This window comes from Pseudomonas sp. LBUM1647 (assembly GCF_059716175.1).
This window is the reverse complement of record NZ_CP166809.1, coordinates 1,250,248-1,264,417: the sequence shown is the minus strand read 5'-3', so window position 1 is coordinate 1,264,417 and position 14,170 is coordinate 1,250,248. Positions and strand designations below refer to the sequence as shown.

Below are 14,170 nucleotides of genomic sequence, written 5' to 3'. Positions count from 1 at the left end.
CTAAAACCCGAGCCGGTCTTTGCCGCCGACGACGTCTTTGACGATATAGCGCGGCCGATGTTTGGCTTCGATGTAGATGCGGCCGACGTACTCACCGAGGATGCCGATGCCGATCAGTTGTACGCCGCCGAGAAACAGAATCGCGGTCATCAACGACGGGTAACCGGGGACGCTGTTGCCGAAGAAAATCTTGTCCAGCACCATGTACACCGCGTAGAGCACCGCGAAGATCGAAATACCGCCACCGACGTAAGTCCATAAGCGCAACGGCACCGTGCTGAACGAGGTCACGCCTTCCAGCGCCAGGTTCCAGAGTTTCCAGCCATTGAACTTGCTGGTGCCCGCCACTCGCTCGGCTCGCTCGTACTCCACCACCACGGTGGTGAACCCGGCCCAAGACAGCACGCCCTTCATGAACAACTGATGCTCCGGAAGTGCGCGAATCACGTTGACCACCTTGCGGTCCATCAGACGAAAATCGCCGACGTTTTCTTCGATTCGGGTGTAAGCGATACGGTTCAGCACACGGTAGAACAGCGACGCGCTGTGGCGTTTCAGGTAACTGTCGGCGGTGCGATCCCGGCGCTTGGCGAGCACCACATCCGCGCCTTTTTGCCATTCGCCAATCAACCGCGGGATGACGCTGATCGGGTCCTGCAAATCCACGTCCATGGGAATCACCGCATCGCCGGTGGCATATTCCAGGCCGGCGAACAACGCCGGTTCCTTGCCGAAGTTGCGCGAGAAGTTGATCAGTAAGACCTGTTCATCGGCCTGCGCCAAGGCCTTGACCTCCTCAGCCGTCCGGTCGGAACTGCCATCGTTGATGAACACGATTTCGACCTCAGCCTGGTCAAGCTTCAACTCGCGACGCACTGACTGATAAAACAGGCTGATCGCCTGTTCTTCATTGAATACCGGAACGATCAACGAGACTTTCATGCGTTACGCTCGCGAAAGACCACGTACTTGGAAAACAGAAAGCCCAGCACCAGGCTCAATGCCGAAAAGATAGCCACCGTCAGCAGGCCGTGAAGTCTCCACACGTCGCCTGCATGGCCGACGCCCAGACTCAACGCCCCCATGGCTCCCAAGAATAGAAGATAACCGCCGACTGACGCCTTGGCGTCGAAGGTGTACAGCGCGTTCATGTAGAAGGAAAACGAGGCGGCCACGCAGAAGGCAGCCAGATTGCTGACAGCCTGACTGAAGCCGGCCCCCACGCTCAGCAGGAAAAAGATTTGCCAGTGGATCAGCGTGTTGGCGACCCCGACCACCGTGTAGCTGGAAAATCCTTTCCACAAAAGTTTCATGGTGACCCTCCTGTTTCACGTCATAAAACTTTGAACCTGACTGCTGTCAGAAATCACAGGTGTGACAGCCTTTCAGACCAGCGGTCAGGGCTTGCCTCGACGCCAGGAGACATCCCGTAATATCCCGGTTTTGCAATTACCAGCGAATCACGCCACCCTGCGCGCCGCCGATATGCGGCGCGCAACCTTTGGCGCCTTCGGCTACTCCTTATCTCAACACCCGTTCACGAGCCCGCCGTCATGACGTTTGAGCGCGATCACCGAATCGACTTTTTTCGCGGCCTGGCACTGATCTTCATTTTTTGGGATCACGTGCCTCACAACCCCCTTGGCCAAATCACCCTGCGCAATGTCGGTTTCAGCGATGCCGCAGAAATCTTCGTGTTTCTCGCCGGCTACGCGGCCGTTCTGGCCTACGGCAAAATCCTTGCGCGCGATGGTTACCTGATCGCCTGCGTGAAGATTCTGCGGCGCGCCTGGGTGCTCTACGTGGTCCATATTTTCCTGCTGGCCATGCTGATGGGCATCGTGTTCTTCGCCAACAGTCATGTGGAAACCCGCGATCTCGTGGAGGAAATGGGCCTGCATCACTTCATCACCAACCCCCAGCAAGCGTTGACGGATGAGTTACTGCTGCGCTTCAAGCCGAACCTGATGGACCCGCTGCCGCTGTACATCGTGCTGCTGGCGGGATTGCCACTGGTCCTGCCGTTGCTGGTGCGAAAGCCGTGGGCGGTCGTAGCGGTGTCATTGGCGGTGTACTTGCTGGCACCGCGGTTTGGTTGGAACCTTGCGGCCATCAAGGACGGTGTGTGGTACTTCAACCCCGTCACCTGGCAACTGCTGTTTATCCTCGGCGGCTTTGCGGCGATTCACGGGCAGCGGCCACGGTTGCCCGACGCTCGCCCGCTGTTGCGCCAGCCCTTGTTTGTCAGCGCGGCGGTGTACGTGGTGGTGACCGGCGTGATTACTGTCTCCTGGCGCTGGCCGGAAATACACGATGCCGTGATGCCAGCCAGCCTGAGCAACCTGCTGTACCCGATCAGCAAGACCGATCTGTCGCCGGTCCGTCTGCTGCACTTCCTGGCGCTGGCTTATGTCACCGCCAGGCTCTTGCCCGGCAACGGCTGGACGCAAAACTGGCTGGCGCAGCAATGCTGTCGCATGGGGCGCTACTCACTGGAAGTTTTCTGCCTCGGCGTGCTGTTGGCGCCCTTGGCGGACATGCTCAACGCCCTGACCGACGACGCGTTTGCCATGCAGGTTTTCACAGCGTTGGTGGGTGCCGGGGTGATGGCGTTGCTGGGGGCGTGGCTGGATTTCAATAAACGCCTGAATCGGCCGGTTCAGGTCGCCGCCGCTTGATATCGGCATAGTTACCATTGTGGTGAGAGGGATTTTGTGGCGAAGGGATTTATCCCCGTCCGGCTGCGCAGCAGTCGTAAAACCATAGCACTCGGTATACCTGACACATCGCGACTGCTGGTTTTGGGGCGGCTGCGCCACCCAACGGGGATAAATCCCCTCGCCACAAAAGCTCGCTCGACACATGATTGCCAGCCAATAAAAAGCCCCGGCCAATGGACCGGGGCTTTTTCATTTCAGGCGTTACGCCTTACGAAGCCGAACGCACCGCACCCTGCGACACATTGGTCGGTTGCAGCTTGAACACGTAGAACAACACCGTCAGCAGGACCAGGAACGCCGGGCCCACATAGAGTGCCACGCGAGTGTCCGGGAAGTACGCCATCAGGCCGACCACCAGCACCAAAAACGCCAGCGCCAGGTACGAGCTGACCGGGTACAACCACATCTTGTATTTCAGGCCGGCACGTTCGCTGGCGCTCAAGCCTTTGCGGAACTTGAGCTGGGCCAGCAGGATCATCACCCAGGTCCAGATCGCGCCGAAGGTGGCAATCGCCGTCACCCAGACGAAGACTTTCTCCGGGACCATGTAGTTGAGCAGCACACCCAGTAACAGCACGAAGATCGACAACAGCAACGCGCGACGGGGCACGCCATTGCTCGAAGTCTGGGCGAAACCGGCCGGGGCCTGGCCATTCTGCGCCAGGCTGTACAGCATGCGCCCGGTGCTGAAGATGCCGCCGTTGCAGGACGACAGTGCCGCGGTGATCACGACGAAGTTGATGATGCCGGCGGCGGTCTTGATGCCCAGTCGCTCGAAGGTCATCACGAACGGGCTGCCCTGGGTGCCGATTTCGTTCCACGGGTAGATCGACAGGATCACGAACAGTGCGCCGACGTAGAACAGCAGAATCCGCCAGAACACCGAGCCGATCGCATTGGGAATGGTCTTCTGCGGGTTCTTCGCTTCACCGGCGGTCAGGCCGATCATCTCGACACCGAGGTAGGCGAACATCACCATTTGCAGGGACATCAACACGCCTTGCACGCCGTTGGGCATGAAGCCGCCGTGCGCCCAGAGATTGGAAATCCCCAGCGCCACGCCGTCGTTGCCGAAGCCGAACGCGATCACGCCGATACCGCCGATCACCATCGCAATGATGGTGACGATCTTGATCAGGGCGAACCAGAACTCGAACTCACCGAAGGCTTTCACCGCGATCAAGTTGATCGAGCCCATGCTGATCAACGCAGCGAGTGCCCAGATCCAGCGCGGCACATCGGGGAACCAGACGCCCATGTACACCGCCACCGCGGTGATTTCCGCAACGCAGGTCACCAGCCACAGGAACCAGTAATTCCAGCCGGTCAGGAAGCCCGCCAAGGGGCCGAGGTAGTCTTGAGCATAACGGCTGAAGGAGCCGGCGACCGGGTTGTGCACCGCCATCTCGCCGAGGGCGCGCATAATCACCAGGATCGCCAGACCGCCGATGATGTAGGACAGCATGATTGCCGGGCCAGCCATCTCGATGGCCTTGGCCGAACCGAGGAACAGACCGACGCCGATACAGGCACCGAGCGCCATCAAGCGAATATGCCGTTCGCCGAGTTCGCGTTTGAGCGGGCCGCCTTGAGCGGTCTCGCCATTGGGCAGGTGATTGCCTGGCATAGGGGTACAACCTCGTCTTGTTATTGGATATGACCACCGAGTGTCGAAGCGCTGACCGGTAAGCCAATGCTTTTCTGAAACCGGGCCTGCTTCGTGGGCAAACCCGTCTTGTAGGACAAAACCTGCAAGATCAGCGGGGCGTGCAGTATAAAAAGCTTCCTACAGGGTTTTTCACTCTATAAACCACAACATTCAGCGAGAACTCTCGGGAAAAGCCGGGTTTACGGAGGGGCATTACCTGCATTACGTAGGATTATTCGCCAATGAAACGGCGCGGAGTATTGCACGGTAATGGTGCATCGTCATGCCCCTATCCAGGCCTTATTTATCGCTCGACGTATCTAACTCAGCCATTTCAGACCCCATCTCCACTGCGATGTATGAGCTTTTGTGGCGAGGGGATTTATCCCCGTTCGGCTGCGCAGCAGTCGTAAGCCTTTAGGGCTGCTGCGCAACCCAACGGGGATAAATCCCCTCGCCACAAAAGCCCCTCATCGCCAAATTCTTCGCAAGAATCAGAATTTTCTCTCAGCTGTTGCAGCTCCCAATCTGCCTATCCGGCACTAGCCTGAAAGCGTCACTTGACGATCACGTAAGGAAGCAATGGATTGCCTACTCAACCAAACTCCCATCGCCTGCGCTTCGGCCGACATTCGGAAACCGGTCGCGCTTATCTCATCACCACGGTTATCCACAATCGCCAACCCCTATTTTCTGATTGGCGCTTGGGCCGCCTGCTTGTCGCAGAAATGCGACGGGCTCACGACTCCGGGCTGGTGAATTCAATCGCTTGGGTGGTTATGCCTGATCACTTTCATTGGCTGATGCAACTGCAAGACGACAATTTAGGGAATGTCATTGGTGCTACCAAAGCCCGATGCGCCCAGGCAGTGAACAAAACGACCGGCCGAAGTGGCTCTTTGTGGCAAACCGGTTATCACGACCGAACCATTCGTGATGGCGAAGAGCTTCTGCCGTTCGCTCGTTACATTGTTGCCAACCCCTTGAGAGCAAGGCTCGTAGACAAAATCGGCGATTACCCCCTCTGGGATGTCTGCTGGTTGTAACGTTACTCCCCTTCTGTGGCTACCGAACTCCCTGTGGTGAGGGTATTGATGTGGTGAAGGGAATTTATGTGGCGAGGGGATTTATCCCCGTTCGGTTGCGCAGCAGCCGTGAAACCTGTGGATGCGGTGTGACTGAAAGGACACAGGGGAGCGCTTCGCACTCCAACGGGGATAAATCCCCTCACCACATAAATTCCCCTCACCACATAAATCCCCTCACCAACCCCCTCGCCACAAAAGCTCCCTCGCCACAGGGAATGATGGGGAATCGATATTTGTGTATTCACAATTTTTTCACCAAGGCCAACCACCGTCTAAGCTTCAGACAAGTCCTCTCAATCTGCGTGAATGGATCAGTCGACTATGGGCGTTTTGTGGCAAACCGATTCGAGTAAAAATGTGGTTCCGACTGAACGTATGGACGAAGCGCCTTTACCTGAAAAACCCCGAAGCAGTCGCACAAAGCACGGCTGGGGGGCGTTCTGGTTGTTGTTGCTGATAATTCTGATTGTCCTGGGGCTGGCCGCGGCCAAGGAAATGCGCACGTCGAAGTTTCAATCCCGGGAACTCAGCCAATTCGCCGCCAGCCTGAGCTACGAGCTGAAACCCGGTCCCAGCGATGCCATTCGCTATCCCGGCGCCGGTCCTTTCGACCTGCGTCTGGGCTACAGCTCTCTGGATGAATTCCTGCCGCGTCTGATCAAGCGTGACTACGTTGTGGCGTCACAGACCCGGTTTTCCCAAAAGTTGATGGACTACACCGACAAGGGCCTTTTCGTGCCCTACGCGGAGAAAATCCAGGCTGGATTGTTGATCACCGATTGCCGTGCGGCACCGCTTTACCAGTACAAATACCCACAACAACTGTATTCAAGCTTTGCGGCGATCCCCCCCGTGGTGGTCAACAGTTTGCTGTTCATCGAAAACCGCTTTCTGCTCGACCCCCGTCAGCCTAGGGCCAACCCTGCCGTGGATTGGCCTCGGTTCGGCATGGCGGCGTGGTCCCAGGTCGCCAAGTTATTGCACCTGCCGGGCCAGTCGGCGGGCGGCAGTACCCTGGCAACGCAACTTGAGAAGTACCGGCATTCGCCCGATGGCCTGACCGTGTCGGGCGCGGAAAAAATCCGTCAGATGATTTCTGCCAGTGTGCGCGCCTATCAGGCCGGACCGGAGACCCTCGAAGCCCGGCAGAACGTGATTCGCGATTACCTCAACAGCGTGCCCCTGTCGGCAGTACCGGGCCACGGTGAAGTGCATGGCATGGCCGAAGGGTTGCGCGTCTGGTACGGCGCCGATTTCAACAAGGCCAACGAGCGGCTGGCCAGCAAGGAGACAGATCCGAAAAGCATGTCGGAAAAAGGTCTGGCCCTGCGTGAGATGCTGTCTTTGATGATTGCCCAGCGCCGCCCTTCCCACTACCTGACCAAGGGCCACGATGAACTGGCCGAACTCACCGACAGCCACATTCGTCTGCTGGCACTCAATAGCGTGATCGATGCGCCACTCGCGGCAGCGGCATTGGCCAGCAAAGTGACCTACCGCGACTGGCAAACGCAGCCAACCATCCAGCCAATCGAAACCAACAAGGGCATCAGCGTGGCACGCAGTCGTCTGGGCGGGTTGCTCAACCGTCCGCTGTACGACCTCGATCGCCTTGATCTTTCCGCCACCAGCACCCTGCAAGGCGAGTTGCAAACCCAGGCTACCGAGTACCTGAAACATCTGGCCGACCCCGTTTTTGCGGCGCAGATCGGCTTGATGGGCGAACGCCTGCTGACCCCCACCAGCACTACGCAAGTGCGCTACAGCTTCACGCTGTTCGAACTGACCCCGGACGGCTCGCGGGTGCGGGTGCAGACCGACAGCACCGACCAGCCGTTCGATATCAATGAAGGCAGCAAGCTGGAACTGGGCTCCACCGCCAAGATGCGTGTGCTGACCACCTATTTGCAGATCATCGCCGAGCTGCACGATAAATACGCAACGATGACCGTCCCGGAACTGAAGAAGGTCGACGTCCCTGATCAGGACCGCCTGAGTCGCTGGGCCGTCGATTACATGATCCAGAACAAAGATCGCAACCTGCCGGCCATGCTGGGCGCCTCGCTAGATCGCAAATACTCCGCAAGCCCCGGCGAAGCTTTTTTCACCGGTGGCGGGCTGCACACATTCGTTAACTTTCGCAAAGAAGACAACGGCCGCCTCCCTACCCTGCGTGATGCCCTGCGTGAGTCGATCAACCTGCCGTTCATTCGGCTGATGCGTGACCTGGTGCGCTACACCACGTATTCAGGCCCCAGCAGCAGCGCCGAATTGCTCAAGGACGACCGCGACCCTCGGCGTCAGGAATACCTGGCCTCTTTTGCCGACCGCGAAGGCACGTCGTTCCTGCTGAAGTTCTGGAAGAAGTACAAGAACAAGGACACCCAGGCGCGGCTCGAGACCTTCCTCGACAGCATGCGCCCGACACCGATTCGCATGGCTGCCGTGCATCGTTATCTGTTGCCACAGGCCAGTCAGGAAAGCTTCAACATGTTCGTGCGCTCGCACCTCAAAGGCGCCAAGCTCACCGAGAAACTGACCGACGAACGCCTCCAACGGCTCTACGAAAGCTACGGCCCTGGCGCCTACGACTTGCCGGACCAGGGCTTCATCGCCAAGGTTCACCCGCTGGATCTTTGGCTGATGGGCTACCTGTTAAACAACCCCGACGCCAAGTTCAGCCAGATCGTCAAAGCCAGCCAGTTCGAACGCCAGGAAGTCTACAGCTGGTTGTTCAAAAGCCGTCACAAGGGCGCCCGCGACAGCCGCATTCGCACCATGCTGGAGATCGAGGCGTTCCTCGACATTCACCAGCGCTGGCAGAAAGTCGGCTATCCGTTCGATCACCTGGTGCCGTCGCTGGCCACCGCCATCGGCAGTTCCGGCGACCGTCCGGCAGCCTTGGCGGAGCTGATCGGTACCATCCTCAACGACGGCGTGCGCATGCCGACACTGCGCATCGACAGCCTGCATTTCGCGGCGAATACGCCGTATGAAACCAAACTGATCAATGACCCGGATGCCGGTAAACGGGTGATGCCTTCCGAGGTCGCCACGGCCATGCGCGAAGCCCTGTCACAAGTGGTCGATGCCGGTACGGCCAAACGTGTTTCTGGCAGTTTCATCACGCCGGATGGCAAACCGTTGGCCATGGGCGGCAAAACCGGTACGGGCGATAACCGCATCGAAGCCTTCGGTTCGGGTGGGCGAATTCTGAGTTCGAAATCCATTAACCGCACCGCGACCTTCGTGTTCTACATCGGCGATCGTCACTTCGGCACGATGACCGCGTTCGTGCCCGGGCAATCGGCCGAAACGTTCAAGTTCACCTCGGCCTTGCCAGTACAGGTGCTCAAGGGGATGGCGCCGATTCTGACGCCGTACCTGCAACCGGGTAGCAGTGTCGCGTGTCAGCCGCTTCCGACATCCCGACTGTGAGCTTTTGCGCAGCAGGTGGTATTTAATTATTTTTCAGATTTGAATACTTACCTGTTTATCGGCTGAAAGCGCCGGTTAAGCACAGATCTTTAGACTGTTGTTTTTAGCCCCGACAGATAGGCTGATCATTCTTAAAACGATCAAGGATGATTGCCATGTCTGACGCTCCCACGCTCGGCCAAAACATGAACAAGGGCCGGCACTACGAGTTCATCAAAAACACCATCAGCGACAACTTCAAAGACGCCACCGTCGGCAGAGGCCGGGCACTGGCGGCCACTCGATTGAAGATCGAACCGTGGTACACCCAGGTGTCCGCCGCCCATCACGACAAACTGAAAGCGGCCAACCTCAAGGCATGGCGTTCGCAGAACACGGTCGACAAACTGTTCGAAAAACTGGACCTCCATTCGTTCGCCGCGCCCCTGCTCCAGACAGAGCTCAAAAAACGTTACGGAGTCGAGCATGACGTCAAGACCACCTACTTGCGCCTGTACCTTCCCAAGGATTTGCCCTGGTATGTGATCGACCTGCGGGATGGTGTCACAGCCCGAACCGTGTCCATGCTGGATGCGGCGCTGCACAACTTTGCAAAGAGTGAACAGGTTGATACCAGCTCGGACTTCATCACCGAACCCGACCATCGCGGGCACTTCGATGTCCTGCCGATCAAGCGAAAAATGACCATCAGCCAGTTCCAGGCGCTGTGCCGGGAACTGGACATTGGCGCCCGATACAACGCATACCTCGAAAGCTGCCTGCTCCCCGGCGACCCCATGGCCAAAGCCATCCTTCAACAGACGGTGACTGAAAGCCAGAAAGACGCACTCGCCGTCGCCGCGCAACTGGCGCTGATGACCGAGGATATCCAATACGACGCCTACAAACTGATAGTGGCGCTGGCAAAGGACGAACCTCTACCGCTCCTCAATGGGAAACAAATGCTGTGTTGCGATTTCTCCATGATGGGGACGCGTATGACCGGCATTGTTCTTTTGCTTCCTGTCATGCGAGACAGCCGAGGTATTCGACGGCTCATTGCCTATGTTCCCCATGATCCGGATCACCCGCTCAAGGAATACGAATCAACAGACGCCTTCATGACGGAACTGGCGCGCCAATTGCGCGAAAACAAGGTCGGCGCCTCAGCAAGGCAGAGTTACCGACAATTCTTCAGCCAGTTTGTCGATCAACAGCAGCGCGGGCATTTTTTTGCCAATCTGGATCGAGGCCTCACCACCATCAAATGGCATGACAAAGAAGATCGGACGGATCAACGTCCGGCGTGGCGCGAAGAACCTGTGCCTCACCTTCGCTTGCAGTTCCAGTCCCTGCCAGTTCCTCGGAGTTACTGGACATATGCCTACCAGCAGAAACTCAACAAGGTCCTCAACGACGCGCGTGAAATCGCCGTGTCCACCGCCGACACAGATACCAAGGCGCGCTGGGCCTGGTGGGACAACTTCAAGAAAGTCGTATCGGACCTTTTCAACGTCGCCCTGTTGATCGCCACGCCATTCGTGCCGGGTCTGGGCGAACTGATGATGGCCTACACCGCTTATCAACTGACGAATGACGTCATTGAAGGCATTGTCGATCTGGCCGAAGGTCTGGCAGTTGAAGCAACCGAACATGTGATCAACGTAGTGACGGACGTCATTCAACTGGCGGCGTTTGGGGCGGGTGCAGCGATTGGCAGCACGTTTCGACTCAAATTGTCGGCGCTGGTCGAGGGCATGCACCCGGTCACGTTGCCCAATGGCAAACAGTCGCTGTGGCATTCCGATCTCAAGCCTTATGAACAAGCCAGTCTGAACCTGCCCACTGATTCGAAACCCGACGTCCTCGGCCTGCATCGACACCTCAATCAGGACATCCTGCCGCTTGAAGGCAAGCTCTACGCCGTTGAAACCACTTCACACGACCCGAGCGCCACGCACCGCCTCAAACACCCCTCCCGACCGAATGCCTACTCGCCGAAGCTCGAACACAACGGCAGCGGCGCCTGGATGTTCGAGGACGAGAATCCGGGCGATTGGGAAGGTGAAACGCTGATGCGTCGCCTCGGCCATAGCGTCGAGCGCTTTACGCCAATCGAGCGCGAACAGATTCGCATCAGCAGCGGTACCGACGAAGGGGAACTGCGGTGGATGCATATCGAGCATGCGCCACCGCCGCCGCTGCTGGTCGACGCGATCAAGCGCTTCGGCGCCTTTGACGATGTGCAGATCGCCAGTGCGAACATCCGTGCCGGACGGCCGCTCGATCCTTCGTCCGTGTGGTTCGTACCACTGCTGACAAAGCTCCAGGGCTGGCCCGCCGAACGGGCGCTGAAGGTTTATGAACGGTCTGACTTGACTGGTCAGTCACGCACCTATGGCAACGCCAAAGCAACTGACACCAATACCCTGAGCATCGGCCTGCCGGAGCTCCTGTCCGGCCGGCTGTCCGAACGCGTTTCTGTCTTTTTGAATGACACCGAAATCAACGCCCTGCTGGGTCGCGAAGTACCACGCGCCAAACGCGTCCAAGCAGTGCGTGACCGATTGGCGGAGGCCGTCGATCAGCGTCAGGGCGAAATTTCCAAACGCGTGTACCAGGCGGGTGAGCGGTCGAACAGGGCGCAAACCCGCGTGCTGAAACAGACGTTCCCGGACATGCCGCTCCCGCTTGCGGAAAAAGTCCTGGCTCAAGCAAAGCCAGCCGAACGGCGGCGAATAGCCGATGAAAGTCGCCTGCCCCTAAGGGTCAAAACCCTGGCGCGCGAAGTGAATTTCGAAGCGTCCACCGCCCGCGCCTACGACGGTTTTTATCGCGACGAAATGATGGTGCCGAACACTGAGATGCTAGCGCTGAGAACCCTGACACTTCATAACGAGAGCCTGAGCGATTTTCGCATTGAGGTGCGAGATGGCGTATTTGACGGCCCGCTACGCTGTAGTGTCGGCCCCGATGATGCCTCGACGGTACGGCTACTGATCCGCGATGAGCAGGGCCAATACGAGGTGCTCGACGGGGACAACCGGCAGATGCACAAAGCCGGTGACTTCTACGAAGCGATACTGAATGCCCTGCCCGACGACAAGCGCACGGCATTGGGTTACGCGCGCGGTCACGGTCGCCTGCTTAAACTGTGGATCATGGAAATCTCCGCGCCGTCGGGCGAACGCCGAACATTGCTGGCGGAGCCGCCCATTCGCGCCGTTGCCACGACTGAAACCGCCAATCTGGTGCGTGGTCCGTTCTGGTTCTTTGGCGAAAAAACCCCGGAGCAGAGGATCAAGGACCTGCATCCGCAATTGAGCGATCAGCAAGTCACCAGGTTTCTTCAGGCATTGCGTGCCAAGGGCGATCCCAACCAGGCCATCGACCGCATCAGGGATGACCTCAAGCAATTGCGCAACACTTTACAGGCGTGGCGGGACAACCAACCAACTCAATTGGACAGTGTCGGGGATCCCATCGCCGGGATTAACAGGGACTTCCTGCAAAACGGCGGAAGGCATATCGAGGAACGGCTGCTTGAGTGCTTCGAACGCAAGAGCGAAGCGTTCGGCGAGCGCAGCATCCTTGCGCACGGGGGCTATACGCTGGACCTTTCCTCCGAAATCAGGGGTCCGGATCTCGAGAGTTGGTGGAAGCAAGTGCGCAAGCTGGCCGACATCAGCAAATACCTTGACCAGATCACCGTGCTGAACCTGGACAAAGCGCGTTTTTCGGTCGACAGCAACGGTCTATTGAACGACTTCCCGAACCTTCATCAGCTGAGTGCCCGCAACACAGGATTGACCACGGTGCCATCCGATATCGGCAAGCTGGGTCAGCTGACAACCCTGGATTTGGCTGACAACCGAATCAGTCTGAGTGCCAATTCGCTCGAGCAGTTGAGCAACCTCACCAACCTGGAAACTCTGAGGCTGGACGGCAATCCGCTGCGCCAGCCCCCGAATGTCGGTGGCATGCGCGACTTGAAAGTATTAGGTCTGGCAAATACCGGTATCGAAGACTGGCCGCAAGGTCTTTTCAGCGACGCGGCCGGCGAGAGAAACCGCCCGCGTGGTTTTGCTCTCGACATGCGCCAATGCCCGATCAAGACCGTACCGGAGGTCGCACCAGGGTCGGATCAAGCGTTCATCCTGGCACGTGCGCGATTCGGCACCATGCGGCTTTCCGATGCCGACCGGATCCGTTTTGGCGACTACCGCGAATCCGTGGGCTTTGCCCGTCAGCAGGCCTATTCAGGAGCTGTAGAGGATGAACTGAGCCATTGGAAGCCGTCCTCGAGCGCACCATCGGTTTTCGATTTGTCCGAGGGTTACAAAGTGCACAGGGAAGAGTCCTGGCACGATGTGATGGCCGAACCCGGCTCCACCGATTTTTTCAGGGTCATCAGTAAGCAGAGAGAAAGCCAGGACTACCAGGACGTCGGAGCTCGCAAGCAGTTGACCAAGCGCGTCTGGCAAATGATCGATGCCATGGCGCTGGACTCCGATTTGCGCGAAGAACTGTTTAAACAGGCCAGTGATCCCGAGAGCTGCGCGGATGCCGGATCGCAGCTGTTCAACAACATGGGGCTCAAAGTACTGGTGTCGCAAGCGTACACAGAATCGGCGTCCACCACGGTGCTCGACGACAAACTGGTCAGGCTGGCCCGTAGCGCCGCTCGCCTGGAAAAGGTCGGTGATGTCGCCAGAGCCGAAATCAGCAGCCAGCAGCAAAAGTTTCTGATCAATCCGGCAAACAACACCCCTCCGGATGATGTGGAAGTGCACCTGGCGTTTGAAACGGGACTGGCAAAACGCCTGGAGTTGCCGTGGCAGTCCGAGGGCATGATGTTTGAACCGAGATCCGGGGTAGATCGGGCAAAAATCGACACAGCCTATGACACGATCATCGAACGGGAGAAAGGCGACGGGCTGGTCAATGGGATGGTCGATTCATTCGAGAATCCGTTCTGGGAGCAGCATTTGCGCAAAACCTACCCTGAACAGTTCGAGTCGAACGATCAACTTTTCGAGGAAAAGCAAGGGCAGCTCGAAGAGCTGCGCGAGGTTCAAAACCAGTGGGCAAATAATCAGGATAGGGCTCAGACAACACGGCTTCAGAAAAAACTGGAAGCGTTAGCCCGAGTGCTGAACGTTCCAGAGAAAGACGTGTTCAGTGGCGAAAAAATGAGCACGTCGTTTTATAACAGGCTGGTGCAAGACATGGGCTATGCACGGAACGAGTTGGCCAGAAACCTGACCCGGGCAGCGATGGCACGAGCCGGGCTTTGA

General features: G+C 57.9%; 7 protein-coding genes. 4 read left to right on the top strand and 3 right to left on the bottom strand.

Annotated features, from left to right (window positions below; all coding sequences use genetic code 11):
- Complete coding sequence (locus ACA059_RS05610) at positions 1–942, bottom strand: glycosyltransferase family 2 protein (RefSeq protein WP_497633040.1); 942 nt, start codon at positions 940–942, stop codon at positions 1–3.
- Entirely contained in the window at positions 939–1,313 is a 375-nt protein-coding gene (locus tag ACA059_RS05605; protein WP_033057427.1) for a GtrA family protein, read from the bottom strand. The genes ACA059_RS05610 and ACA059_RS05605 overlap by 4 nt, the downstream gene beginning before the upstream one ends.
- Positions 1,314–1,553: 240 nt before the next feature.
- Here ACA059_RS05605 and ACA059_RS05600 point away from each other — a divergent pair, with 240 nt between their 5' ends.
- On the top strand, positions 1,554–2,678 hold the full coding sequence (locus ACA059_RS05600; protein ID WP_497633039.1) for an OpgC family protein: 1,125 nt from the start codon (positions 1,554–1,556) through the stop codon (positions 2,676–2,678).
- A 250-nt stretch (positions 2,679–2,928) separates the two neighbouring features.
- Here the strand turns inward: ACA059_RS05600 and ACA059_RS05595 are convergent, their stop codons facing one another.
- Entirely contained in the window at positions 2,929–4,347 is a 1,419-nt protein-coding gene (locus ACA059_RS05595; protein ID WP_497633038.1) for an amino acid permease, read from the bottom strand.
- A 608-nt stretch (positions 4,348–4,955) separates the two neighbouring features.
- Between ACA059_RS05595 and ACA059_RS05590 the strand changes: the two genes are divergently transcribed.
- From ACA059_RS05590 to ACA059_RS05580, 3 genes are all read left to right on the top strand, one after another.
- The gene (locus ACA059_RS05590; RefSeq protein WP_497633037.1) at positions 4,956–5,414 is read left to right on the top strand and encodes an REP-associated tyrosine transposase; all 459 of its coding nucleotides are present in this window, start codon (positions 4,956–4,958) and stop codon (positions 5,412–5,414) included.
- A gap of 363 nt (positions 5,415–5,777) precedes the next feature.
- The gene (locus ACA059_RS05585) at positions 5,778–8,894 is read left to right on the top strand and encodes a transglycosylase domain-containing protein (RefSeq protein WP_497633036.1); all 3,117 of its coding nucleotides are present in this window, start codon (positions 5,778–5,780) and stop codon (positions 8,892–8,894) included.
- 146 nt (positions 8,895–9,040) lie between these two features.
- Entirely contained in the window at positions 9,041–14,170 is a 5,130-nt protein-coding gene (locus tag ACA059_RS05580; protein WP_497633035.1) for an NEL-type E3 ubiquitin ligase domain-containing protein, read from the top strand.

What these genes read in the sequence shown, in the direction of transcription:
- ACA059_RS05610 (WP_497633040.1), bottom strand. Translation starts at nt 942, where the DNA reads ATGAAAGTCTCGTTGATCGTTCCGGTATTCAATGAAGAACAGGCGATC.
- ACA059_RS05605 (WP_033057427.1), bottom strand. Translation starts at nt 1,313, where the DNA reads ATGAAACTTTTGTGGAAAGGATTTTCCAGCTACACGGTGGTCGGGGTC.
- ACA059_RS05600 (WP_497633039.1), top strand. Translation starts at nt 1,554, where the DNA reads ATGACGTTTGAGCGCGATCACCGAATCGACTTTTTTCGCGGCCTGGCA.
- ACA059_RS05595 (WP_497633038.1), bottom strand. Translation starts at nt 4,347, where the DNA reads ATGCCAGGCAATCACCTGCCCAATGGCGAGACCGCTCAAGGCGGCCCG.
- ACA059_RS05585 (WP_497633036.1), top strand. Translation starts at nt 5,778, where the DNA reads ATGGGCGTTTTGTGGCAAACCGATTCGAGTAAAAATGTGGTTCCGACT.
- ACA059_RS05580 (WP_497633035.1), top strand. Translation starts at nt 9,041, where the DNA reads ATGATTGCCATGTCTGACGCTCCCACGCTCGGCCAAAACATGAACAAG.